Source organism: Staphylococcus sp. MZ3 (assembly GCF_018622755.1).
GTDB lineage: Bacteria > Bacillota > Bacilli > Staphylococcales > Staphylococcaceae > Staphylococcus > Staphylococcus aureus.
The window spans coordinates 2,345,035-2,368,893 of record NZ_CP076026.1 but is presented as its reverse complement, the minus strand read 5'-3'; the positions used below and the strand labels follow the sequence as shown (position 1 = coordinate 2,368,893).

22 protein-coding genes, 1 pseudogene and 1 riboswitch are annotated in these 23,859 nt (G+C 32.7%); of the genes and pseudogenes, 15 read left to right on the top strand and 8 right to left on the bottom strand.

The window, feature by feature from the left end; genetic code table 11:
* Positions 1-94: 94 nt before the first annotated feature.
* From KI230_RS11705 to KI230_RS11685, 5 genes are all read left to right on the top strand, one after another.
* Entirely contained in the window at positions 95-1,216 is a 1,122-nt protein-coding gene (locus KI230_RS11705) for a M20 peptidase aminoacylase family protein (protein WP_045178360.1), read from the top strand.
* A 110-nt stretch (positions 1,217-1,326) separates the two neighbouring features.
* Positions 1,327-2,208, top strand: a complete 882-nt coding sequence (locus KI230_RS11700; RefSeq protein WP_000730034.1) for an SDR family oxidoreductase — start codon at positions 1,327-1,329, stop codon at positions 2,206-2,208.
* Positions 2,209-2,694: 486 nt separating this feature from the next.
* Entirely contained in the window at positions 2,695-3,264 is a 570-nt protein-coding gene (locus KI230_RS11695; protein ID WP_045178362.1) for a hypothetical protein, read from the top strand.
* Between the two features lie 52 nt (positions 3,265-3,316).
* Positions 3,317-3,412, top strand: a riboswitch (SAM riboswitch).
* A gap of 76 nt (positions 3,413-3,488) precedes the next feature.
* Positions 3,489-4,802: a Na+/H+ antiporter NhaC family protein gene (locus KI230_RS11690; protein ID WP_000451834.1), complete on the top strand. Its 1,314-nt coding sequence runs from the start codon at positions 3,489-3,491 to the stop codon at positions 4,800-4,802.
* A 166-nt stretch (positions 4,803-4,968) separates the two neighbouring features.
* On the top strand, positions 4,969-5,475 hold the full coding sequence (locus tag KI230_RS11685; RefSeq protein WP_001051556.1) for an SRPBCC family protein: 507 nt from the start codon (positions 4,969-4,971) through the stop codon (positions 5,473-5,475).
* A gap of 57 nt (positions 5,476-5,532) precedes the next feature.
* On the opposite strand, the gene KI230_RS11680 is transcribed toward KI230_RS11685, so the two are convergent.
* Positions 5,533-6,297 carry a MurR/RpiR family transcriptional regulator gene (locus KI230_RS11680; protein WP_000477989.1) on the bottom strand — a complete coding sequence of 255 codons (765 nt, stop codon included), beginning with the start codon at positions 6,295-6,297 and terminating at the stop codon, positions 5,533-5,535.
* Positions 6,298-6,626: 329 nt separating this feature from the next.
* On the opposite strand from KI230_RS11680, the gene KI230_RS11675 reads away from it, so the two are divergent.
* Positions 6,627-8,231 carry an alpha-glucoside-specific PTS transporter subunit IIBC gene (locus KI230_RS11675; RefSeq protein ID WP_000991504.1) on the top strand — a complete coding sequence of 535 codons (1,605 nt, stop codon included), beginning with the start codon at positions 6,627-6,629 and terminating at the stop codon, positions 8,229-8,231.
* Positions 8,232-8,296: 65 nt separating this feature from the next.
* Here the strand turns inward: KI230_RS11675 and KI230_RS11670 are convergent, their stop codons facing one another.
* A complete protein-coding gene (locus KI230_RS11670; RefSeq protein WP_000904065.1) occupies positions 8,297-8,827 on the bottom strand; it encodes a hypothetical protein in 531 nt (176 codons plus the stop codon).
* 267 nt (positions 8,828-9,094) lie between these two features.
* Here KI230_RS11670 and KI230_RS11665 point away from each other — a divergent pair, with 267 nt between their 5' ends.
* From KI230_RS11665 to KI230_RS11655, 3 genes are all read left to right on the top strand, one after another.
* Positions 9,095-10,012 carry a bile acid:sodium symporter family protein gene (locus KI230_RS11665; protein ID WP_000486816.1) on the top strand — a complete coding sequence of 306 codons (918 nt, stop codon included), beginning with the start codon at positions 9,095-9,097 and terminating at the stop codon, positions 10,010-10,012.
* Positions 10,013-10,086: 74 nt separating this feature from the next.
* Positions 10,087-10,722 (top strand): HAD family hydrolase, encoded by a 636-nt coding sequence (locus tag KI230_RS11660; protein ID WP_000285450.1) that lies wholly within the window; start codon positions 10,087-10,089, stop codon positions 10,720-10,722.
* Positions 10,723-10,732: 10 nt separating this feature from the next.
* On the top strand, positions 10,733-10,924 hold the full coding sequence (locus tag KI230_RS11655; protein WP_000971980.1) for a hypothetical protein: 192 nt from the start codon (positions 10,733-10,735) through the stop codon (positions 10,922-10,924).
* Positions 10,925-11,019: 95 nt separating this feature from the next.
* On the opposite strand, the gene KI230_RS11650 is transcribed toward KI230_RS11655, so the two are convergent.
* Positions 11,020-11,205 carry a hypothetical protein gene (locus tag KI230_RS11650; RefSeq protein WP_000205307.1) on the bottom strand — a complete coding sequence of 62 codons (186 nt, stop codon included), beginning with the start codon at positions 11,203-11,205 and terminating at the stop codon, positions 11,020-11,022.
* The gene (locus KI230_RS11645; RefSeq protein ID WP_045178365.1) at positions 11,202-11,558 is read right to left on the bottom strand and encodes a hypothetical protein; all 357 of its coding nucleotides are present in this window, start codon (positions 11,556-11,558) and stop codon (positions 11,202-11,204) included. Before KI230_RS11645 ends, KI230_RS11650 begins: the two co-directional genes overlap by 4 nt.
* 279 nt (positions 11,559-11,837) lie before the next feature.
* Here KI230_RS11645 and KI230_RS11640 point away from each other — a divergent pair, with 279 nt between their 5' ends.
* The gene (locus KI230_RS11640; protein WP_000429674.1) at positions 11,838-13,217 is read left to right on the top strand and encodes an amino acid permease; all 1,380 of its coding nucleotides are present in this window, start codon (positions 11,838-11,840) and stop codon (positions 13,215-13,217) included.
* A 386-nt stretch (positions 13,218-13,603) separates the two neighbouring features.
* Here the strand turns inward: KI230_RS11640 and rpiRc are convergent, their stop codons facing one another.
* Positions 13,604-14,476 (bottom strand): pentose phosphate pathway transcriptional regulator RpiRC, encoded by an 873-nt coding sequence (rpiRc, locus tag KI230_RS11635; RefSeq protein WP_000073195.1) that lies wholly within the window; start codon positions 14,474-14,476, stop codon positions 13,604-13,606.
* Positions 14,477-14,920: 444 nt separating this feature from the next.
* Entirely contained in the window at positions 14,921-15,250 is a 330-nt protein-coding gene (locus KI230_RS11630) for a hypothetical protein (RefSeq protein ID WP_000606726.1), read from the bottom strand.
* A 48-nt stretch (positions 15,251-15,298) separates the two neighbouring features.
* Between KI230_RS11630 and sdpB the strand changes: the two genes are divergently transcribed.
* Positions 15,299-16,036 (top strand): CPBP family intramembrane glutamic endopeptidase SdpB, encoded by a 738-nt coding sequence (sdpB, locus tag KI230_RS11625; protein WP_000426696.1) that lies wholly within the window; start codon positions 15,299-15,301, stop codon positions 16,034-16,036.
* A 90-nt stretch (positions 16,037-16,126) separates the two neighbouring features.
* Here sdpB and KI230_RS11620 read toward each other — a convergent pair.
* Both KI230_RS11620 and KI230_RS11615 read right to left on the bottom strand, forming a co-directional pair.
* A pseudogene (locus KI230_RS11620) lies at positions 16,127-16,486 on the bottom strand (transposase); the annotation flags it as partial.
* 196 nt (positions 16,487-16,682) lie between these two features.
* Positions 16,683-17,375 carry a helix-turn-helix transcriptional regulator gene (locus KI230_RS11615; RefSeq protein WP_001030125.1) on the bottom strand — a complete coding sequence of 231 codons (693 nt, stop codon included), beginning with the start codon at positions 17,373-17,375 and terminating at the stop codon, positions 16,683-16,685.
* Positions 17,376-17,759: 384 nt separating this feature from the next.
* Here KI230_RS11615 and KI230_RS11610 point away from each other — a divergent pair, with 384 nt between their 5' ends.
* The 4 genes from KI230_RS11610 to KI230_RS11595 all read left to right on the top strand — a co-directional run bounded on the left by KI230_RS11610 (position 17,760) and on the right by KI230_RS11595 (position 23,670).
* Positions 17,760-18,557: an inositol monophosphatase family protein gene (locus tag KI230_RS11610; protein ID WP_000130461.1), complete on the top strand. Its 798-nt coding sequence runs from the start codon at positions 17,760-17,762 to the stop codon at positions 18,555-18,557.
* 132 nt (positions 18,558-18,689) lie between these two features.
* On the top strand, positions 18,690-19,637 hold the full coding sequence (locus KI230_RS11605; protein WP_000831055.1) for an LCP family glycopolymer transferase: 948 nt from the start codon (positions 18,690-18,692) through the stop codon (positions 19,635-19,637).
* A gap of 605 nt (positions 19,638-20,242) precedes the next feature.
* Positions 20,243-23,197: a formate dehydrogenase subunit alpha gene (fdhF, locus tag KI230_RS11600; protein WP_001155278.1), complete on the top strand. Its 2,955-nt coding sequence runs from the start codon at positions 20,243-20,245 to the stop codon at positions 23,195-23,197.
* The gene (locus KI230_RS11595) at positions 23,197-23,670 is read left to right on the top strand and encodes a helical membrane plugin domain-containing protein (protein WP_000840811.1); all 474 of its coding nucleotides are present in this window, start codon (positions 23,197-23,199) and stop codon (positions 23,668-23,670) included. Before fdhF ends, KI230_RS11595 begins: the two co-directional genes overlap by 1 nt.
* Positions 23,671-23,859: the final 189 nt, after the last annotated feature.

Below are 23,859 nucleotides of genomic sequence, written 5' to 3'. Positions count from 1 at the left end.
AAGAGTACATTGTTGTGAAATCATCGTTTAATAGTCAAAGATGATCATCGTAGGGTAGACAACATATCATTGACTTAAGGAAGGGGAATGACCGATGGGATTAAAAGATCAAGCTGTTACCTGGAGAAGGTATTTTCATCAATTTCCAGAACTATCCGATAAAGAATTTAAGACTACACAAAAAATTAAAGATATTTTAACAGAACATCATATTAGAATATTAGACTTACCGCTTATGACTGGGCTGGTTGCTGAAGTGGGACAAGGTCTGAGTGGTATAGCTGTTCGGGCTGACATTGATGCTTTACCGATTCAAGAGCTTGTTGAACAGGATTTTAAATCTGAAAATGAAGGTGTTATGCATGCGTGCGGTCATGATATTCACATGGCTAGTATTTTGGCTACGGCTGTAAAATTAAAAGAAATTGAGGGCACTCTTACTGGGCGTGTTAAATTCATTTTTCAACCAGCAGAAGAACTAGGACATGGCGCTTTTAAAATTATTGAAACAGATGCATTAAAAGATGTACAAGCAGTATTGGGTTTTCATAATGACCCATCGCGTTCGGTAGGTACATTTGCAATCAAAACAGGGGCAATTACATCAGCAGTAGATCGCTTTGAGTTTCATATTAAAGGCGTGGGTGGTCATGCTGCAAAGCCAGAACAATGCAACGATCCAGTTATTGTGTTGGCGCAATTGATTAATAGTATTCAATCCATAGTTAGTAGAAATCTATCTGCGTTTGATGAAGCGGTAGTAACAATTGGACAAATATCATGTGGTAATACTTGGAATGTCATTGCTGATCATGCGTATGTACAAGGCACAGTGCGTAGTTTTGATCCTGTGGTACGAAAGCTTGTAGAAACACGATTACAAGATATTGCGGACGGATTGGCTCAAGCATATAATATGAAAATTAATTTAAATTATACACATTTACCTGGCGCTGTGATGAATGATGAGGCATTGACGCATAAAGCAATTGCAGTAGCTCAACATGTTGGATATAAGGTGGAAATGATGGAACAGCCGCTTACGATTGGAGAAGATTTTTCAGGTTATAGTCAACATTTTCCAAGTGTATTTGCGTTAATTGGTTCTCATAGTGAATATGATTTACATCACCCTCAATATAAACCGGATGAAAGGATTCTGGAAAAAGTACCTGAGTATTTTGTTGAATTTGTAAAGAGACTATTGCATGAGTAATTCGAGCTTGTTTTTATAAAGAAGAAAGTAATTTTTAGTGTAATCATGATTAAGTTCCTAGGAAGATTGGGTAAATAATAACCATTAAGCGAATAAGGAGATGTTAAAAAATGGCAGCTCAAGATCCTAGAACAAAATTTAAAACAACGGATTATGAAAAACAAGAACAAGAGGTACCGGGTATACAATCTGAAATGACGCCAGCACCTGATTGTGGCGAAACGTCTTACCAAGGTCATCAACGCTTACAAGGCTATAAAATGTTAGTTACAGGTGGTGACTCAGCAATAGGGCGTGCAGCAGCAATTGCGTATGCTAAAGAAGGTGCAGATGTAGCGATTAACTATCTTCCGAGTGAAGAACAAGATGCACAAGAAGTACGCCAAGTGATTGAAGAAAGTGGTCAAAAGGCAGTGTTAATTCCTGGTGATATAAGAGATGAGCAGTTCAACTATGACCTTGTTGAACAAGCATATCAACAATTAGGTGGCTTAGATAATGTTACTTTAGTTGCTGGACATCAACAGTATCATGATGATATTCATGGATTTACAACTGAGGCATTTACAGAAACATTTGAAACGAATGTCTATCCGCTATTTTGGACAGTTCAAAAAGCATTGGAATATTTAAAACCGGGTGCGTCAATTACAACGACATCATCTGTACAAGGTTATAATCCTAGTCCTATTCTTCATGATTATGCCGCTTCAAAAGCAGCAATTATTTCATTAACTAAAAGTTTTTCAGAAGAATTAGGACCAAAAGGAATTAGAGTGAACTGTGTAGCGCCTGGTCCATTCTGGTCACCATTACAAATTTCTGGTGGACAACCTCAAAGTAAAATCCCAACATTTGGTCAAAAAACACCTTTAGGTCGTGCAGGTCAACCTGTTGAGTTATGTGGAACTTATGTGCTATTAGCGTCAGAAGAATCAAGTTATACAACTGGACAAGTGTTCGGTGTTAGCGGTGGAGTGCAAATAGATTAGGGTTGTATGAAGCTTTTAATTGAACAACATAATATTAATTTAGTTACTTCAATCCATTAAATTAAAATGAATTGGTGAAGTGTATTTTAAATAGTCGGTAAAGGTGTGTATCTTTATCGGCTTATTTTAATACTCTGTCATAAGGAGCGTTTGCTCAGGGTGTGGATTATAAGGTTTAAGCAGAATAAACTTTCTTAATGAGGATGTCAGGACAACAACGAAAAAATTAAAAAATGTTGCGGGATTGGGTTTAGGGACGGTTAGTGGAAGAAAGTTAAATTCATTAACAAGTGAAATGCCTAAGGCTAGATATTAAACGTCAGAACGGACAAAGAATAATAGGATATGTTTTCAATTAAATAGCGAAGTATTTATATGTTAAGATGATGTAAATTACATAGAAACGCTACCCGTAGAAGTACTGATCATAGAAACGCTGATAAACGTAAATTTGCAAACTCGATATTAAACAAAGGGGTTGTTATTATGGCATTAATAGTATCTAGAGCTATATTATTTTTGATTTTAGCATTAGCTTTTGGAATAGCGACTGTTTTTCCTGAACAAAAATTACCATTATATATAGTATTCACATTATTTGTAGCAGTTGCGATCGTTTCGAATGTATGGTTTACACATCAAAACGTTAAAAAGCATATCATTAAGTTTAACAAATACGTCGCATACTTTTTATCCTTTGTCTCAGGGTTACTTTACATTGGATTTGTAATTTATACATTAACTATAGGGAGCTATGATGTTTTACCAATTATTATATTTGCAATAATTATCGTATTGGTTCAAATATTAGAAAATATACTGGGAATCAGTATAAAAAATACGCGTCTATCAAACAAACAGTTGAAAGTCATCTCCAAGCAACGTGTTCAGCAATTTAAAGTCATATCATTAATATTAGTAAGTGTGTCTATCGTGTTCATTTTTATTGCATTAATGCTTAAATGGTGGCTTTTACTTGTTATTAGCATTATTGTTTTGATTATTATTACAGTAGCAATGATTGTTTATGAAAAATATTATACGACTCCTGATTAATTTATGATTGACGTACTAAGGATTATCTTGTAACGTAAACGTAAATAAGCATCACTTATCTAGAGAGGTGGAGGGACTGGCCCTATGAAGCCTCGGCAACATCTCGAATGTGCCAATTCCAGTAACCGTAATGGTTTGAAGATAAGCAGGTAAAGCACATGAAAACCTCTTTCTTCATCGTTTGTGAGAAAGAGGTATTTTTAATTGGAAAGCAGGTAAAAAGGATGGAAGTACATAAAAAGAGCAATGCTTGGGCATTATTCCCCTTGTTATTATTTGTGGCGTTGTTTTTAGGCGTAGGTATTATCACAGGTGATTTTACTTCAATGCCATTAAATGTTGCAATTACGATAACGGTAATTGTGGCGTTATTAATGAATCGAAAAGAATCATTTGCTAAAAAAGTTGAGGTCTTCACGAAAGGTGCAGGCCATTCAAACATTATTTTAATGATGTTGATTTTTATTTTAGCAGGTGCATTTTCAAATACAGCTGAAAAAATGGGTGGCGTAAAGTCGACAGTTAATTTAGGACTATCATTAATCCCAGAAAATTTAATTATTGTAGGATTGTTTGTGATTTGTATGTTTGTTTCTATATCTATGGGGACGTCAGTAGGGACTGTTGCTGCAATAGCACCTGTTGGTTACGGATTTGCACAAGCGACAGATGTACCAACTGCGCTAGCAATGGCTACAGTTGTTGGAGGTGCAATGTTCGGCGATAATCTATCAATGATTTCAGATACAACAATTGCTGCGGTTAGAACACAACATACGAAAATGAAAGATAAATTCAGAGTAAACTTTAAAATTGTATTGCCAGGTGCTATTTTAACGATTATTATTCTGTATTTCTTAACGAATGGCATTTCTTTAAATCATGCTAAAAGCTATGATTATAATCTAATTAAAGTTGTACCGTATATTTTAGTATTGGTATTAGCATTATTAGGTGTAAATGTCATTATCGTATTGATTGGCGGAACATTATTAGCCGGAATCATTGGTCTCATAGATGGTTCATTCGGTTGGATGGGGCTACTAGATGCAGTGTCCAAAGGTATTATAAGCATGGAAGATATTGCTATGATTGCGTTGCTAATTGGTGGTTTAGTCGGTATTATTCAACACAATGGTGGTATTGAATGGTTGTTGCAATTTGTTCGCTCTAAAGTGAAATCAAAGCGTGGCGCAGAATTAGGAATTGCGAGTTTGGTAAGTGTCGCAGATATTGCCACGGCAAACAACACCATCTCTATTATTATGTCAGGTCCTTTAGCTAAAAATATTGCAGATGAATATGATGTAGATTCAAGGAAATCAGCAAGTATTCTTGATATATTTGGAGGCTGCTTCCAAGGTTTATTACCATATAGCCCGCAAGTCATTTCAGCGGCTGGTGTAGCTGGTATTTCACCGTTAATGTTATTCCCATACAGCATTTATCCTATATTATTAGGTGTATGCGGACTTATTGCGATTTTATTTAATTTTCCAAAGCTAAAAAAGAACACTAGTCAAGAAATGAAACATTAATGCTTAACAATATATCGATGTAGCCAAGTAAGGTGGCTTGTTATATTAACAGATCATGTTGTACTCACCGTATAACGCTAATCTTTTAAAAATGATGATCATCTATGTTTGGAACTGAGCAAAAATACGTTAAAATAAAAGTAAGAGCGAAAGTGGGTGGACAACAGTGGCAAAATTTAATGTAGAGAATGAACATGTCGAAGTTGAAATTGAAAAGCTTTATAAATTTTCTCCAGAGTTAGTATACGAAGCTTGGACAAAGAAAGATTTGTTGAAACAATGGTTTATGACATCAGCCAGAACGAATAAAGAGATTGAAGCGGACGTTAAAGAAGGCGGTAAATATCGTATTGTAGATCAACAACGTAATGGCAAAGTAAATGTGATTGAAGGCATTTATGAATCTTTAGTTATGGATGAATACGTTAAGATGACTATCGGTATGCCTGGACTAAGTGAAACACAAGATGTCATTGAGGTAGAATTTTTTGAACGTGAAACAGGTGGCACCCAAATGCTATTTTATTATCGTTCATTAGTTGAAAAAGAAAGACGATTTACTAATTTAGAATACAAGCAAAAGAAAAAAGAATATCATGATGCCATGGTGCATGGTTTCGAATTGATGTTTGATAAGATGTACCACGTTATCGAAACATCAACACAACAATAAAATGATAAAAGGAAGTTATGATAGGCTCAAGGCCATTAAATCATAACTTCCTTTTTTCTAATTTGAGATATCATTATGTAGTAAATACTCATTATATTTTCTTACAAGTGTTTCAAAGAATATATGATAACTGATGAAGCTAGAATAGTCTGTACCATCAGTTAAGTAGAATGTGTTACTGGATACATAGACGTTGTAATTTGCTTTTTGAGCAAGGGTATTATCTTTCATTGTAGTAACAGAAATAAAGTATTTTTGTCTAAGTTGAAGCAAGTTTGTTACTTCTAATAATTCATGTGTTTCACCTGATAATGAAATAATAAAGAATAAATCATTAGGTTCACTCTTGTTCAAAATCATTTTAAGTTCATGTTCATCATGAAGTACAATGACATGATTATGTAACGTTAACAATATACGCTGTGCCTCTGAAGCAACGTTTAACTGTGCACGCCCTGTACCATACAAATATATTGTTGAAGCTGTATGCATTTTTTCAGTAAGAAGCTGGTAATCAACGCGTTCTAAATAACTGAATGTACTATCGATTTCTTGTTTGAAACTATCGATAGAGTTAGAAGGTAATTGGTGTGTCTTATTACTTTCAAATTTAAGGTACGATTTAAAATCACTATAACCGTCAAAACCTAATTTGCGTGTAAATCTGTGAATGGTTGCATTCGAGGCATGTGTGAATTGCGCTAAATCTTGTATTTTCATATTTTTACATTCATCTATATGTGTATTGATAAAGTGAGCGATATGTAAATCATTATCATTAAGTTTATCAAAGTTTCGATTAATGTGTTCATCTAAAAACATATTCAACCTCCTTGAAAATAAATGTGTGATAGATCGTTATTACATTAAAATCTTGTATGTCATTATATATATTTGTGTATTGATATAGGTTTGATTATGCGTTTAAAACGAATGTATTACAAATACAACGATGTCATATATAAGGTCGTGAAAAAATTTTCACTATATGAAAAGATAATCTGATTATACAAAATACTTTCAAAATACGTCAATGTCGTTGTAGGTGTGTAAGCGTTTACTATATATTATATTTAAATAGTAAGACATCTATTTATAAATGAATCTAATTAGATGTATTGTTAGGAAAGATGATATGGAGGGAATAGAAGATGAATGCGATAAAGCGTTTCGGTAGTGCAATGATTGTACCGGTATTAATGTTCGCTTTCTTTGGGATAGTGCTTGGCTTTGCGACATTATTTAAAAATCCTACAATCATGGGGAGTTTAGCAGATCAACATACGTTTTGGTTTAAATTTTGGTCAGTGATAGAATCTGGTGGCTGGGTTATTTTTACGCATATGGAAGTTGTATTTGTTGTAGGTTTACCACTTTCTTTAGCTAAAAAAGCACCAGGTCATGCAGCACTTGCAGCATTGATGGGTTACTTAATGTTTAATACATTTATAAATGCCATTTTAACGCAATGGCCACATACGTTTGGCGCTAATTTAGAAAAAGGCGTTGAAAATGTACCTGGTTTAAAATCAATTGCAGGTATTGCCACATTGGATACGAATATTCTAGGTGGTATTATTATTTCAGCTATTATTACTTGGATTCACAATAGATACTATAGTAAACGATTACCAGAAATGGTTGGTGTATTCCAAGGTTTAACATTTGTGGTTACAATTTCATTTTTTGTGATGTTACCATTAGCAGCAATTACTTGTGTTATTTGGCCAACTGTTCAGCACGGTATTGGTTCAATGCAACACTTTATCATCGCTTCAGGCTATATCGGTGTTTGGCTGTACCACTTCTTAGAACGTGTATTAATACCAACAGGATTACATCACTTTATTTATGCACCAATTGAAGTTGGACCAGTAGTAGTCAATCACGGCTTGAAAGCTGAATGGTTACAACATTTAAATGAGTTTGCTAAGAGTACTAAGCCATTAAAAGAGCAATTCCCTTATGGCTTTATGCTTCAAGGAAATGGGAAAGTATTTGGATGTTTAGGTATTGCTTTAGCAATGTATGCTACGACACCTAAAGAAAATCGTAAAAAAGTAGCAGCATTACTTATTCCTGCAACATTAACAGCAGTCGTTGTAGGTATTACTGAGCCATTAGAATTTACATTCTTATTCATCGCACCATACTTATTTGTTTTACACGCAGTTTTAGCAGCATCAATGGATACTTTAATGTACGCATTTGGTGTTGTAGGTAACATGGGTGGTGGCTTGTTAGACTTTATTTCAACAAACTGGTTGCCATTAGGTAAAGAACATTGGGGTACTTATGTTGCACAAGTTATTATCGGTCTGATATTTGTAGCGATTTACTTCTTCTTATTCAGATTCTTAATTTTGAAATTTGATATTCCATTACCTGGACGTAAGAAAACAGAAGAGGAAGTTAAATTATTTTCTAAGCAAGATTACAAAAATAAAAAAGGTGATAGCGTAGATTCTAAACGTGCTTCAACAGGTAATGAATACGAAGACAAAGCTGCGTATTACCTCGACGGTTTAGGCGGCAAAGAAAATATCAAAGATGTTACTAACTGTACAACAAGATTACGCTTAACTGTTTATGATGAAAGTAAAGTTGCGGATACGGAATATTTCACGCATCAACAAATGGCACACGGATTAGTAAAGAGTGGTAAGAGTATCCAAGTTGTAGTAGGTATGACAGTACCACAAGTTCGTGAAGCATTTGAACAAATGGTTGAGGATCAATCGTCCGAAGATAAATAATACAAAAAAAGACACATCACTATACGCAATCATTGTAAATGATCATCGTATAGATGTGTCTTTTATTATGATATACGAGCTTTGCTCATAGATGACGATCTATAATTGGCAGATAGAATGTCGATATTTCTAGTTGCAATCGTATGTAACAATTTAGCAAATATTTCTGGCGTACATATAATATGTGCATGAGACTTATTCAACGTATAAGTGATATCAGTGTGATTTTGGAACATATTCATAATATCGATGACTTTGTCTTTAATGAAAGCATCTTGCAAGCCATCAATATTGATATCGAAACGCTTTGCAGATTGATATAAATTATCAGAATCAAGTAATTCATTTATTTTCTTTGGTGAAAGTACTTGGAAAATACTATACTGATGAAAACTTAAAAATGAAATGAAGTATGGAAGTTGTTGCTTTGGTAAGCTAATTTCTAATACATACTGATTAAACTGTTTGTTTATTGAGAATTGCAACGCATCACAAAATTGTACACTTTTGCATAACTTACTTAATTTTTTTCTAGTAGTACGGTCATTTAAACCGGCGATGTTGATGATGTATGTTTCGAATTTATCAATTAACATGTGAGGACCTCCCGAGGAATACATGGCATTAAATACACGTTTAATATTTATAAAGGTGACTTAATTTTGTTCAAGTTGATTTTACCACGCTTTTTTTCTTTATTCACTAAGACTTTTGAATGAAGTTTAAAATAATTGTTTATCAGTGATAAAATATTTGCAATAAGAAGAGAATGACTAAATAATCTTAATTTTCAGAAAAGTAATTGTAACCTTACTGGTCTTATGGTAATATTTTTCAATATTATCGACGAGGATGTGTTAACAATGTTTCAAAAATTGAGTATATTTGCCACGAAGAGTTTTTTGGTATGGATGTTAGTAGCAGCTGTTATTGGATTTATTTTCCCACAACATGTTGCGACATTAGGTAAATGGGTACCTTATTTACTTGGTATTGTTATGTTAGGTATGGGATTAACAATTACACCTAATGATTTCAAAATGGTCTTTAAAGCACCTAGAGCAGTAATTATTGGTGTCTGTCTACAATTCAGTATTATGCCCACATTAGCATTTATAATTGCAAAGTCTTTTCATTTACCACCTGATATTGCTGTTGGCGTAATATTAGTTGGATGTTGTCCGGGTGGGACATCAAGTAATGTAATGAGTTATTTAGCCAAAGCTAACGTAGCACTTTCTGTTTCTATTACGACGGTCTCTACGTTGCTAGCGCCATTCGTTACACCTGCGTTAATATATCTATTTGCAAATGAATGGTTGGAAGTATCTTTCGTGAGTATGTTGTGGTCAGTTGTTCAAGTTGTATTAATTCCAATTGCTTTAGGTATTGTTTTGCAAATTATTAATCGTAAAATTGCTGAAAAAGCTTCTACAGCTTTGCCAATTATATCAGTTGTTGCTATTTCATTAATTTTAGCAATAGTTGTAGGTGGCAGTAAGCACCAAATCTTAACTACAGGATTATTAATATTTTTAGTAGTTATTTTACATAACGTATTAGGGTATACGATTGGATATTGGTTAGCTCGTCTTTTAAAATTAGATCGACAAGATCAAAAAGCAGTCAGTATTGAAGTTGGAATGCAGAACTCTGGTTTAGCTGTGTCATTAGCAGCATTGCATTTTAATCCAATTGCAGCAGTACCAGGCGCAGTGTTTAGTTTCATTCATAATATAACAGGGCCTATTTTAGCAAAGTATTGGTCAAAAAAGTTATAATTGCACTAATAGAATGAAGTGGTCATCGGACTATGTTAAGCTTTGATAAAGAGAAAAAATAGAGGAGTAAATATATGTATAGAGCAGTTATATTTGATTTCGATGGAACAATAATAGATACGGAACAACATTTATTTAATGTTATTAATAAACATTTAGAGATGCATAATGCCGATCCTATAAGCATTGATTTTTATCGTTCTTCTATTGGAGGAGCAGCTACAGATTTGCATGACCATTTAATTAAAGCGATTGGTTCGGAAAATAAAGATAAACTTTATGAAGAACATCATCTTACTAGTACAACATTACCGATGATTGATACGATTAAATCATTGATGGCATTTTTAAAGCAACGTCACATTCCTATGGCAATTGCCACAAGTAGTGTGAAAGCGGAAATAATGCCCACCTTTAAAGCATTAGGTCTAGACGATTATATAGAGGTAGTTGTTGGTAGAGAAGATGTTGAACAAGTTAAACCTGACCCTGAATTATATTTATCTGCAGTACAACAATTAAATTATATGCCGACACAATGTTTGGCTATTGAAGATTCTGTAAATGGTGCAACAGCCGCGATTGCAGCTGGATTAGATGTTATTGTTAATACGAATAAAATGACAAGCGCACAGGACTTTTCTAATGTAGATTATGTAGCAAAAGATATTGATTACGATCAAATTGTAGCGCGTTTCTTTACGAAATAGGAGGCGTATCATGATGGGTTACATTATATTGTTTTTTCTAGCTGGTCCAGTAATTTTAGGCGTTGGAAATTTGGTGATTGGTCCTATATTTAACAAACAGACACCATTTCGCGTGCAAGTAAGATCTTTTGTTGTTGGTTCAATGATTTACTTAATACTCGCAACAATTGGCTATTTTTTACTATTACAAGGTAAACTTTAACGAGAAAACCACCTTACCTCATTAAATGGACGACCATATGTATGTGAAATGGTAGAACGTTCATGTTTATGTATGAGATAGGGTGGTTTAAATAGTTACATATATTTTAATAATAACGTCACGATGATAAGTACAATTAAGATAATATCTATGCCTACCATAATTGTAGCTCTTGTTGCATTACTTCCTTGTTCTTTTGCTGATTTCATAGCACGGTAGTTTGGCACAAAGCTAATAATTAGTAAGATTAATACAATTACACCAATTAATGCTGTTGTCATGATGAACGACCTCCTTTATTTTTTTCAATCAATTCCCAAATAAACGTAGCAATCACACCGATGATTAACCCAGTGATGACACCGATTTGTACCGTTAAAAATATGGCGCCGAAAATGATACCAATAATTAATGCAATCGGTAAAGTCGTACCGAGTTTAATCTTGCGCTCTGGAGAATTAATAATAGTAAATACTGTAAGACAAATGAGTATGAAAGCAAGTGTTGCAATAATAGTTCTTCCAACTAAATATAGGAGGTCAGGTTTTTCCATACCGATATAATTTATGATGAAAAATGCTACAGCAAAGAGTACCGATATTTTTGTAGCACGTAGCAGTATTTGTTTTAACATTGATATACTCCTTTTTAATATTATTAAAATTATATCATAATTACCAAGAATAGCTGAAGTTGTATGTGACTCAACGGTACTTGAGCAACTTTTTTAATTTTTTAGAAAAATCACAAAATAATTGTTTGCAAAGTTGCAAAAGCCTGCTATAGTAGTTCTGTAAACGATTGCATGGTATGCAAATATTAATGTACCAAAATCGATAATTTATAGTATAATTACGGCAATAAGTTTTTTTATGGATTTATTTAGTATCAATCAGAGATGGGGTAAGAAGTTATGGAGAACAATGAACTACAAAGGGGATTGAGTGCCCGTCAAATTCAAATGATTGCACTTGGTGGTACGATTGGCGTGGGGCTTTTCATGGGTGCGACAAGTACAATTAAATGGACAGGCCCATCAGTTATCCTTGCATATTTAATTGCGGGTATCTTTTTATTTTTAATCATGAGAGCAATGGGGGAAATGATTTATTTAAACCCTACAACAGGATCATTTGCAACATTTGCAAGTGATTATATACATCCTGCAGCAGGTTATATGACAGCATGGAGTAATATATTCCAATGGATTGTAGTTGGTATGAGTGAGGTCATCGCAGTAGGAGAATATATGAAGTTTTGGTTCCCGGAATTGCCAACTTGGATTCCTGGTGTTATTGCTATTTTATTATTAATGGCAGCGAATTTATTCTCGGTAAAAGCGTTTGGAGAATTTGAATTTTGGTTTGCTTTAATTAAAGTTGTAACAATTATTTTAATGATTATTGCTGGTTTTGGTCTTATTTTCTTTGGTTTTGGAAATGGTGGCCATGCGGTAGGTATTTCTAATCTATGGACAAATGGCGGATTTATGCCAAATGGTATTGTTGGTTTCTTCTTTGCATTATCAATTGTAATTGGTTCATACCAAGGTGTGGAACTGATAGGTATTACGGCAGGTGAAACTAAAGATCCTCAGAAAAATATCGTTAAAGCAGTGAATGGTGTTATCTGGAGAATTTTAATTTTCTATTTAGGCGCTATTTTTGTTATTGTTTCAGTGTATCCTTGGAATCAATTAGGAGACATTGGAAGTCCGTTTGTTGCAACATTTGCTAAAATCGGTATTACATTTGCAGCTGGATTAATTAACTTTGTTGTATTAACTGCAGCAATGTCAGGATGTAACTCAGGTATTTTCAGTGCGAGTCGTATGATTTATACACTTGCTCATAAAGGTGAAATGCCGAAAATATTTACTAAAATCATGAGAAATGGTGTACCATTGTACACTGTTGTAGCAGTATCTCTTGGTATTTTAATTGGTGCTTTATTAAACGTAATTTTACCTTTATATATCGATGGAGCGAAGAGTATTTTCGTATACGTTTATAGTGCGTCTATTTTACCAGGTATGATTCCTTGGTTTATGATTTTATTCAGTCATTTACGTTTTAGAAAATTACACCCTGAAGAATTGGAAGGTCACCCATTCAAAATGCCTGGTGGCGCAGTAACTAACTATTTAACAATCTTATTCTTAATATTAGTATTGGTTGGTATGGTATTTAATGTTGAAACTAGAATATCAGTGCTTATTGGTGTCATCTTCTTAACGATTGTAACGATTTATTATTTTATTAGATATAATAAAAATAATGTAAAAGCAAAATAGTATGATTATAATGTGCGCTTATCTTATGACAAACTTGGCCCTAGCTTATTAAAGTTAAATAGCCAAAGAATGTTATGAGTAGGCGCATTTTTTTATAAATATAGCTTAAATCGAAGTTGTAGTGTGAAAAACTTATAAGTGGCAATATTATCGTTAGTTTTTACTGTGGGCTTTAAAATAAAAAATAGCATTATTAAAATAACAAACGCAATTGATATATGGAATGAATCCGTTAATCAACTGCGTTTGTTTTTAATATAAGAAATTGAATGGCCTTATCAAATCATTGGTCATATGCGTATGTTATACAAGATAAAAGACATGTAAGCTTTGAAAATGATGCATAAATTATTATATGACATGATTAAAGAATTTATATAAGACTGTTAATGTTTAAAGTTAATATTTGATAAATGTTTACGATAGTTATCTAAAGCCATTTTAGATTGTGTTATGAAATCTAATGATGCGTGATAATTTAATGCAACATAACGATAATATAAAATATCAATAGTGAACATTTGAGCAAATAATGAAGTTGTTGCTCCCATATGCATCTCATTTTCATCAGTTTTCCCATAAGTTAAAACAATATTTGATGCCTGTGCTACGGGATTATCCCTTGTACTAGTAATTGTAATTATAGGTATATGGTAGTCATCAATAACTTTAACCATTGATTGCATTTCACTTTGCGTACCATTGTTAGTAATAAGAATAACACTGTCGTTCGAATTGTGAGTTGCTAATAATGTAGCAAAAATATGTGTTTCTTGAACAAGTTGAATATTAAGACCTATTCTTGATAACTTTTGGTATAAGTCGGTAGCAACTACAAAAGATGCGCCAAAACCATATATAAAAATCGTCTCAGAACGTTTTAAACAATGACATATTTGATCAATAGTTTTATCATTTAATTCGTTATTTGCATGATTAAGTGCGCGTGTAGTACGTGTATGGAGTTTAGTTCTTAAAGATTCTGTGCTTTCGTTATTCATTAATTCAACATTGTAAATTGATGATGCTTTAGGAACATATTTAGATATATTTATTTTCAAGTCGTGAAAACCGCCATCAGTAATTTTCTTGCTGAATCGAATGACTGATGATGTACTAATATCTAATAAGCTTGCTAAGTCTTGAGACCTCATTTTAATCACCTTTTGAGGTGAATTTAGTATAAATTTAGCTATCTTTTTTTCATTTTTAGTCATATATGGATATTGACTATCTATTTCTGTTAGTACGTTTGACATATTAATCACTCCACTTTAACGCAATATATTTTATTAGCGTTGGCTATTGTTGTTTAACGCGATGGTATTTACAACTTGTAACGTAAGAGAATGAAAAATAAGCTGAATATGTTGTTTGTTTAATGATATTGAATTGTAAAACTGTAAATTTTTTTAAGATGTATAGATAAAAAATAGCATACTCCCATGTGCAAATAATATATCAATATATTGATATATTACCGTAAGTCATACTGTATATTCCCAATTTATACATTATGTACTCATCTATTTAAATCTTAGTAAATGTAGTTATATAAGACTAAATCTACCATCTTAATCATTATGATTATAACTCGATTAATGCATCTTTACAATTTGAAGAAACTTTTTAATTGTATAATTTATGTAATAAAGTGAATTTTAATAAATAACTTGTTTAAATGACATTTTATGAAAAATAGGTTAATGGGCAAATTTAATTGCAAATAATGCGTTAGATAGTTCTGTATGATAAAAATTAAGATATTGAATTTTGTTACCATAGTCGACTTGTCGGAGGGGACGTTTATTAAGTAGTGTTATAATTTCATAATAGGAAACTTGATTTTCGTTTATTATATATGATGTTTCAAAGCCTTTGAACTTATTCAATTCATTAGTGACTATTTGGTTAAATTTATAAATATGCGTTTGAATGTTCCAATCTGTCATTAAAGTATTATATTTAATCGTATCAATGATTTGAATCAAATTAGTAATTTGTTGTCTCATATACTTAGTTTCGTTTATCATGTAGAAGTACCTCCAAAAATCAATTATTAAACAGGAAAGGATATAACAGTGGAAAATGAAAAAAAGAAATACACGTTTAAAGATATAGCATGGAGAGATTTGCTTATAATTCCAATTATAGGTGTTATATTTTATGCACTCACAATTGCAGCTTACATAGGACCAATTTTGTTTGGTTATTATGAAATCGATAGTAATCTGATATTTGTAGCGACTATCACACAAGCTTTAGCATATACGATTGGGATTGGCGCATTTTATTTATTTCATTTAAAAGTGATGCCATCAAGGCTTCGAGCTGGTTTTGCGTATATCAAAAAATATTGGCTTAGATTGTCAATAACGTATATTATTGCTCTCATCTTAATTTATACATATGAATATATGACACAGTTTCTACCTAAACATTTGCAATATAGTGAAACAGCCAATGAACTTGAGCTAAATAAAATGTTTGAAGTGCCTGCATTTTTACCTGTAGCATTCTTATTAATTGTGATTGTAGGTCCAATAGTTGAAGAAATCGTATTTAGACATATTTTAATTGGAGAATTAGGTAAGAAGTTTAATTTTATAGCTATGAGTATTGTTTCGGTGTTCTTATTTGCATTTATTCATGTGACTGATGCAAAGTCGCCGTTTGAGTTTGGTCCATATCTCATACTATCCATCATATTAGTTTTCACTTATTTAAAATCTGGAAGAAACCTAGGTTCAACAATTGCATTACATATAGCAAATAATTTTGTTTCTTTCGTTATATCAGTAATAAGTATTTATGCGTAGATAAAGAGGTCGGGACATTAAGTTTTTAGGCAATGAAAAAAGCTGATTTCTATTAATTATTTGATAGAAATCAGCTTTTTTGATATGCATTTTATTATGAAACTGAATAAATAAAGATTCAATTAGCGCATCAGTATTAGGATTCACTCTAAAAAGATTAATAGTTTTATAAGAAGGTGTTTGATCTTGAGCTAACCACATCATTCGAATACTGTTATGAAGTAATTTTTCTATTCTACGGCCAGAAAATTCAGATTGAGTATATGAATATGAGGTGATTTTTAACATCATTTTTAGATGATAGGATGTTGCGCCACGATGATGTCTGAATTCATCGAATTCGCTATCAGCTATCTTTTTAACAATTTCATTAACATATCGCGAAATATCATTTTGAGGAATTCTAACAGCAGTTTCTATTGGTAGTGTAAGTTGGGCAAAGTGTTTTATTTTTTTAAGTATTTCAAAGTAAAATTACATGTTAATACGTAGTATTAATGGCGAGACTCCTGAGGGAGCAGTGCCAGTCGAAGACCAAGGCTGAGACGGCACCCTAGGAAAGCGAAGCCATTCAATACGAAGTATTGTATAAATAGAGAACAGCAGCAAGATATTTTCTAATTGAAAATCATCTTACTGCTGTTTTTTAGGAATCGATGGGGTTTAAAAATTGATGATAGTTATCAATGGATATGTCTCTGGTTTGAATCGTCTTACCGAATGAATACGAAATATCTATAATATTTTCAATTTCGAGTTCGGCAGTTTTGTCTTGAGCAATGTCATAAATGACTGCATGCCAATGTCCATGTTTACACAAAAGGCCAATAAATATAACGTTTTCAGCTTTAATATTATCATCAACCCTATGATCTACTAACATCACATTTCGTTCTGTACAATAAATTAAAATGTCGGAAAACAGCATTGGGAGTGTCATATGTTGTGTGTCATCAAATTTAATATAAAAGTCCATGCGTTTAAGCAATTTTCTTAAGCGTGTTTGTGGAAGACTTAAACATTGTTTTATAATTGCGTTGATTTCGCTTTTATATGGTAATGTCGAGTACGACTGACTTTCATTAAGCACTAAAAATAAGGCCGATAATTGTGTTTCAGATAAGTTTAATGCAATTTTAGATTGTGCTTGTTGTATTTGGTAACCACCATTTTTCCCATAATGTGCATAAATTTTAACACCTTGATTTTCTAAATCATCAATATCTCTTAAAATTGTGCGTTTGGATACGTTGCAATATTTAGCTAATTCTAAAGCGGTCATTTTTTTATTTTGTTGAATTGCAGTAATTATTAAATTTTGCCTTTCAGCTTTATTCATGACAGCCACCTCCTAAAAGATGATATATTACACAAAGTATAACATAAGAGTGACAATGAGGACATTTTCAATATCTTTTTAAAAAAATCGGAAAAATTTTGTGGAAAACGCTTACATTTTAAAAAAGATTGTGCTATGATATTACTTGTAACAGGGGGAGCGATTAAACAAAGGGGTAGAGCTATATAACAGATAGCTTTTAATCGTTCAAGTTACATCACAACATCTTCAATATTTATTACTTACTTTCCTTTCTATTTGTCGGCTAGCACGTGACTAGCCGATTTTTTTATGCATAAAATGAAGAAGTCTTCAGTTGTATTGTTGATTCTTTTAATATAGGGTAATAATAAAATGATAATGATATGAGAAGTGGTGGACGAAATGACAGATAAAACATTACAGCAAATAGATAAGTTAATATGTTCGTGGTTGAAACAAATAGACAATGTTATTCCGCAATTAATTATGGAAATGACTACAGAAACTAAGCGTCATCGATTTGATTTAGTTACAAATGTAGATAAACAGATTCAACAACAATTTCAACAATTTTTAGCAACATATTTTCCGGAACACCAACTATTAGCGGAAGAAAAAAGTAATGCAATGATTACGAATGAAATTAATCATTTATGGATTATGGATCCCATTGATGGAACTGCCAATTTAGTAAAACAGCAAGAAGATTATTGTATTATATTGGCGTATTTTTATGAAGGTAAACCAATGTTATCGTACGTATATGATTATCCGCATAAAAAGCTTTATAAAGCAATACGAGGAGAAGGTGCTTTTTGTAATGGAATTAAGATGGAAGAACCACCATCGTTAAAATTGGAAGACGCTATTATATCGTTTAATGCACAAGTGATGAATCTAGATACGGTGCAAGATTTATTTGACGCCTCATTTAGTTATCGTTTAGTTGGTGCTTGCGGATTAGATTCTATGCGAGTGGCAAAAGGTCAATTTGGGGCACATATTAATACAAATCCTAAACCTTGGGACATTGCTGCACAGTTTTTATTTGCAGAACTATTGAATCTAAAAATGACGACTTTAGATGGTAAGGCAATTGATCATTTAAAGGGTGCACCTTTTATTATAAGTAATAAAGCATGTCATGAAACGGTACTTAAAATTTTAAATGCAAATGGTGGTTATCAAAAATACAGATAGATATTCTCTAGAGATAAAAAATGATAAAAAATAGTTATACGTCTACAGAAGTATAGTAAAAAAATTATTTTACTATATAATAAATAGAGAAAACAGACAAAGTATGTAAGGAATAGTAAAGGAGTGGTGGGATTGAAACGTTCGTCTAAAAGTAAAATGAGCCTACCGAAAAAAATATTTTTATGGGTATTCGGTATTTTAGTAATCTTAGCGATTGTAGCTGTTGTGTATGTAGCTGCTAAAATTTTTATTACTGGTAATAAGATACACAATCCGTTAGATCGCAATCATTCAGAATTAAGAGATAAAAAAGTGAGTTTAAACGATGGTGATCCATTCACAATCGCTTTATTTGGTGTCGATTCAGATGCTGATCGTAAGAAAAAGGGTGGCGGAGAGCGTAGTGATAGTATTATGATTTTATCTATCAACCCTAAAACGAAGAAAACTGAAATAGTAAGTATACCGCGTGATACAAGAGCGGAAATTGTTGGCCGTGGTACTACTGAAAAAATTGCACATGCCTATGCATATGGTGGACCAAATATGGCTGTTAAATCACTTGAAAAATTAATGAATGTGCCAATTGATCATTATGCGACAATCGATATGGATGGTTTGCATAATATGATAGATAGCATCGGCGGTGTTGATGTAGTAAGTAATGATACATTCACTGTTGATGGTGTTCGTTTTACAAAAGGACAGCAGACACATGTAAATGGTGATCAAGCATTGAAGTTTATTAGAAGTCGTAAAGAAGAAGGTGCTGGTGGTGACTTTGGTCGACAACAACGTCAGCAAATTGTACTTGAAGCGATGGCTAATAAGATTGCAAGTCCATCATCGATTACACATTTTAATAGTCTAATGAATGAAATTCAAAATAATGTTAAAACAGATTTAACATTAGGTGATTTGAATACGATTAGAAGCAATTATAAAGATGCTAATGACACGATTAATAAACATCAATTGAGTGGTCAAGGCGGCATTCAAAGTGACGGATTGTACTACTTCATTCCTAGTGAGCAGTCAAAAGCTGAAAGTACTAAGTTATTAAAAGATAATCTAGAGTAGTAAACTAAGGGAAAATAAGTTATCAAAATTGTACACAAATTAATTAGATAGAATGATCTGTAAATAGAATAACGAATAGAACTAATAGCCCGTAAATAGAAGGTGATAACACTTTGTATTTATGGGCTATTTTATTTAATGCCTGATTTGATTTTTATAAATTAATCCATTACAAATTTAATTTAAAGATAAATATTACCTTCTAAATGATAGTAGATATTTATCAAACTTGGGTTATTAATTTTCAGGAAAAGGGTATTTATAAATAGTATAACGATTTTTAGGTGAGGTGATTATTAAGTATTGTCATTAATAAGGTTGTGAAAGATATGACTGAAAAGCGTGAAACAGATAATTGGAAAACTAATAATGATAATTATTTTCAATTAAACAAAAAGATGATTTAATTTCGCGCAAAATATTTCAAATAAAAATGATTGTAAAAAGGCAAAATACAAAATTTTACTTAACAACTAGTACATAAAGTAATACAATTAAATTAATTCTATCTGAAAGATGTGTGGGGCATCGTTATTTTAGGTGGAAATTAGGCAATTTATTAAAAGTCATTTACGGAAAATATATATATAGACGGGGTGAGTAATATGCAAGAACATTTGGTGGTTACACTTGATGGAAAAGATTATCTTGTAGAACCTGGTACGAATTTACTTGAATTTATTAAATCACAAGATACTTTTGTACCTTCAATTTGTTATAACGAGTCGATGGGACCAATTCAAACATGTGATACATGTACTGTTGAAATTGACGGTAAAATTGAACGTTCATGTAGTACGGTGATTGATCGTCCAATGACTGTAAATACTGTGAACAATGATGTGAAAGATGCTCAAAAAGAAGCGCTTGATCGAATTTTAGAAAAGCATATGCTGTATTGTACAGTATGTGATTATAATAATGGTGATTGTGAAATTCATAATACGATGGATGCATGGGGGCTTCAGCATCAAACGTATGAATATAAAGAGAAGCCATATGAAAAGGATTATGGTCCATTTTATCGTTATGATCCAAATCAATGTATCTTATGTGGGCGTTGTGTAGAAGCATGTCAAGATATCGAAGTGAATGAAACTATTAGAATTGATTGGGATCGTGAACATCCACGTGTTATTTGGGATAATGATGTACCGATTAATGAGTCTTCATGCGTATCTTGTGGTCAATGTGCGACGGTATGTCCATGTAATGCCATGATGGAAGTGAATATGGAAGGTAATGCGGGTTATATGACTGATACGGAACCTGGTTCATTAGCAGCAATGATTGATTTAACTAAAAAAGCAGAACCTGGTTATGGTCCACTATTTGCAATCTCAGATTCAGAAGCAGAAATGCGTAAAGAGCGTATTAAGAAAACTAAAACAGTGTGTACTTATTGTGGTGTGGGTTGTTCATTTGAAGTTTGGACTAAAGATAGAGAAATTTTAAAAGTACAACCATCACATGATTCTCCAGCAAATAAAATTGCGACTTGTGTTAAAGGTAAGTTTTCATGGGGACATATTAATTCAGATCAACGATTAACTAAACCACTAGTAAGGAAAAATGGTGAGTTCCATGAAGTAGAATGGGATGAAGCTTTAAATGTCATTGCAGATAATTTTACATCTATTAAAGAAAAGTATGGCCCAGATGCACTATCATTCATTTCTTCTTCTAAAGCGACGAATGAAGAATCGTATTTAATGCAAAAATTAGCAAGACAAGTTATTGGCACAAATAACGTTGATAACTGTTCAAGATATTGCCAAGCACCTGCAACAAAAGGCTTATTTAGAACGGTTGGACACGGCGGTGACTCAGGTAGTATTGAAGATTTAGAAAAAGCGGCAATGTCTGTATTGATAGGTACCAATACAGCCGAAGCACACCCAGTTATTGCATCACGCATGAAACGTGCTCAAAAATTATTTGGACAAAAAATACATGTGTTTGATATTAGAAAACATGAAATGGCTGAACGTGCGGATCGTTTTTATCAACCGAAACCAGGTACGGATTTAGCGTGGTTAAGCGCAGTGACTAAGTATATTATTGATCATGATTTACACGATAAAGCATTTATCGATGAGTGGGTAGATGATTTTGATGAATATTACAAATCATTAGAAACATTTACAATGGCTTTTGCTGAAGAAGCAACAGGTATTCCTGAATCAGAATTGATTAAATTTGCTGAAGAATGTGCTAAAGCTGAATCTGTTGTAATTTGTTGGGCAATGGGTATTACACAACAAGACATTGGTAGTGACTCAAGTACAGCGATTTCAAACTTATTATTAGTAACAGGTAATTATCGTCGTCCTGGTACTGGTGCGTATCCATTACGTGGACATAATAATGTTCAAGGATGTAGTGATATGGGAAGTATGCCTGATAAGATTACTGGTTATCAAAGTATTGAAGCGGATGATATTCGCGCTAAATTTGAAAAAGAATATGGCGTTAAATTGAATCCAAAAGCTGGTAAAGATAATCATGAAATGGTAGAAGGTATACATGACGGAGAAGTACACTCATTGTACTTATATGGTGAAGATACGGGTATTGTGGATTCAAATATTAATTTTGTACAAGCTGCGTTTGAAAAATTAGATTTCATGGTAGTCCAAGATGAATTTTTAACATTCACAGCAACATACGCAGATGTTGTATTGCCAGCAAGTCCTTCACTTGAAAAAGACGGTACTTTTACAAATACCGAACGTCGTATTCAACGTTTATACCAAGCATTAGAACCTCTTGGTGATTCAAAACCTGACTGGAAAATTTTCCAAGCAATTGCTAATAGATTAGGATTTGATTGGAATTACAAGCATCCTAGTGAAATTATGGATGAAGTAGCACGCTTAACACCTCTATATGCTGGGGTAAGTTATGATCGTTTAGAAGGATTCAATAGTTTACAATGGCCAGTACAACCTGATGGTACTGATGAGCCTATTCTATACTTAGAAGGATTCAATTTTGATAATGGTAAAGCAAAATTATTCCCATTATCATTTGATAATTACTTTAAGCAAGATGAAATTTATGATATTCATGTAAACAATGGTCGATTGTTAGAGCACTTCCATGAAGGTAATATGACTTATCAAACACCAATGATTAAATACAAAGTGCCACGTGCATTTGTTGAAATTTCTCCAGAGCTTGCTGAAGATAGAGGCATTCATGAAGGTGCAGAAGTTAAGCTGATTTCTGAAACAGGAGAAGCGGTATTACAAGTTCACGTGACAGATCGTGTTAAAGGTAAAGAAATCTATATTCCATTAAATAATGATGCGATGGAAAATGGAGATCTAGGTGCAATTAACTTATTAACTAATAGTGATGTTGATCAATACACGGATACACCATCTTATAAACGTACTAGCTGTCGTTTGGAGGTAATTACGAAACGTGGTAAGTCACCGTTGAATCCTAATAATTTCCGTGTCAATAAAAAACGTCATCCGCAGTACAGTGTTCAAGTACAGAAAAAATGGGAACGTTCAGATTATGTTTTCCCGGGAAATCAGGTGGATAAATAATGGCTGAGAGAATATCTTCTAAAATTAGACGCTTAGAAAAATCAGAAGAACAAATTAAGTTAGAAAGTTTAAATGAAGTTACAGAGGCAATTGCAGCGAATAAAGATAGTATATTAAAAGCAATCAAGCTTATTAAAACATTAGATGATGCAAAACTATTAGATGCTTTAAATGGTGCAATTCGAGGACGTCAAGTCATCATAAATAAATTTGCAGTTGAACTTAATAAAGATATTTATACAGGGCTATTATCTAATATGGCTTCAATGGTATTTTTATTAGGTGAACTCAATGTATCAGATTTAAGCGACTTCCTAAATAAAGTTAATAAAGGATTACACGTTGCCAATCAAGCGAGTCCAAATGCTAAGACAACTATAAGAAGTCTATTGGGCGTATTGAAAGATGACGACATGAACCGTAGTTTAACATACATGCTTAATATGCTAAAAGGTATGTCTCGAGAAGAATAACATTACAATGAAAAAGTGTTTCTACATGCAAGCAGTGTAGGAGCACTTTTTTAATTTTTGTAAAAATTAAAAAGGGTGTTTTTGATGGAATAAATGAATAATATTGAAAAACAAAAAAATCACGTGCTATTGTGAATCAATCATCGACAGGCCTATGAAACATCATGTATTATTATGATTATGTAAGTT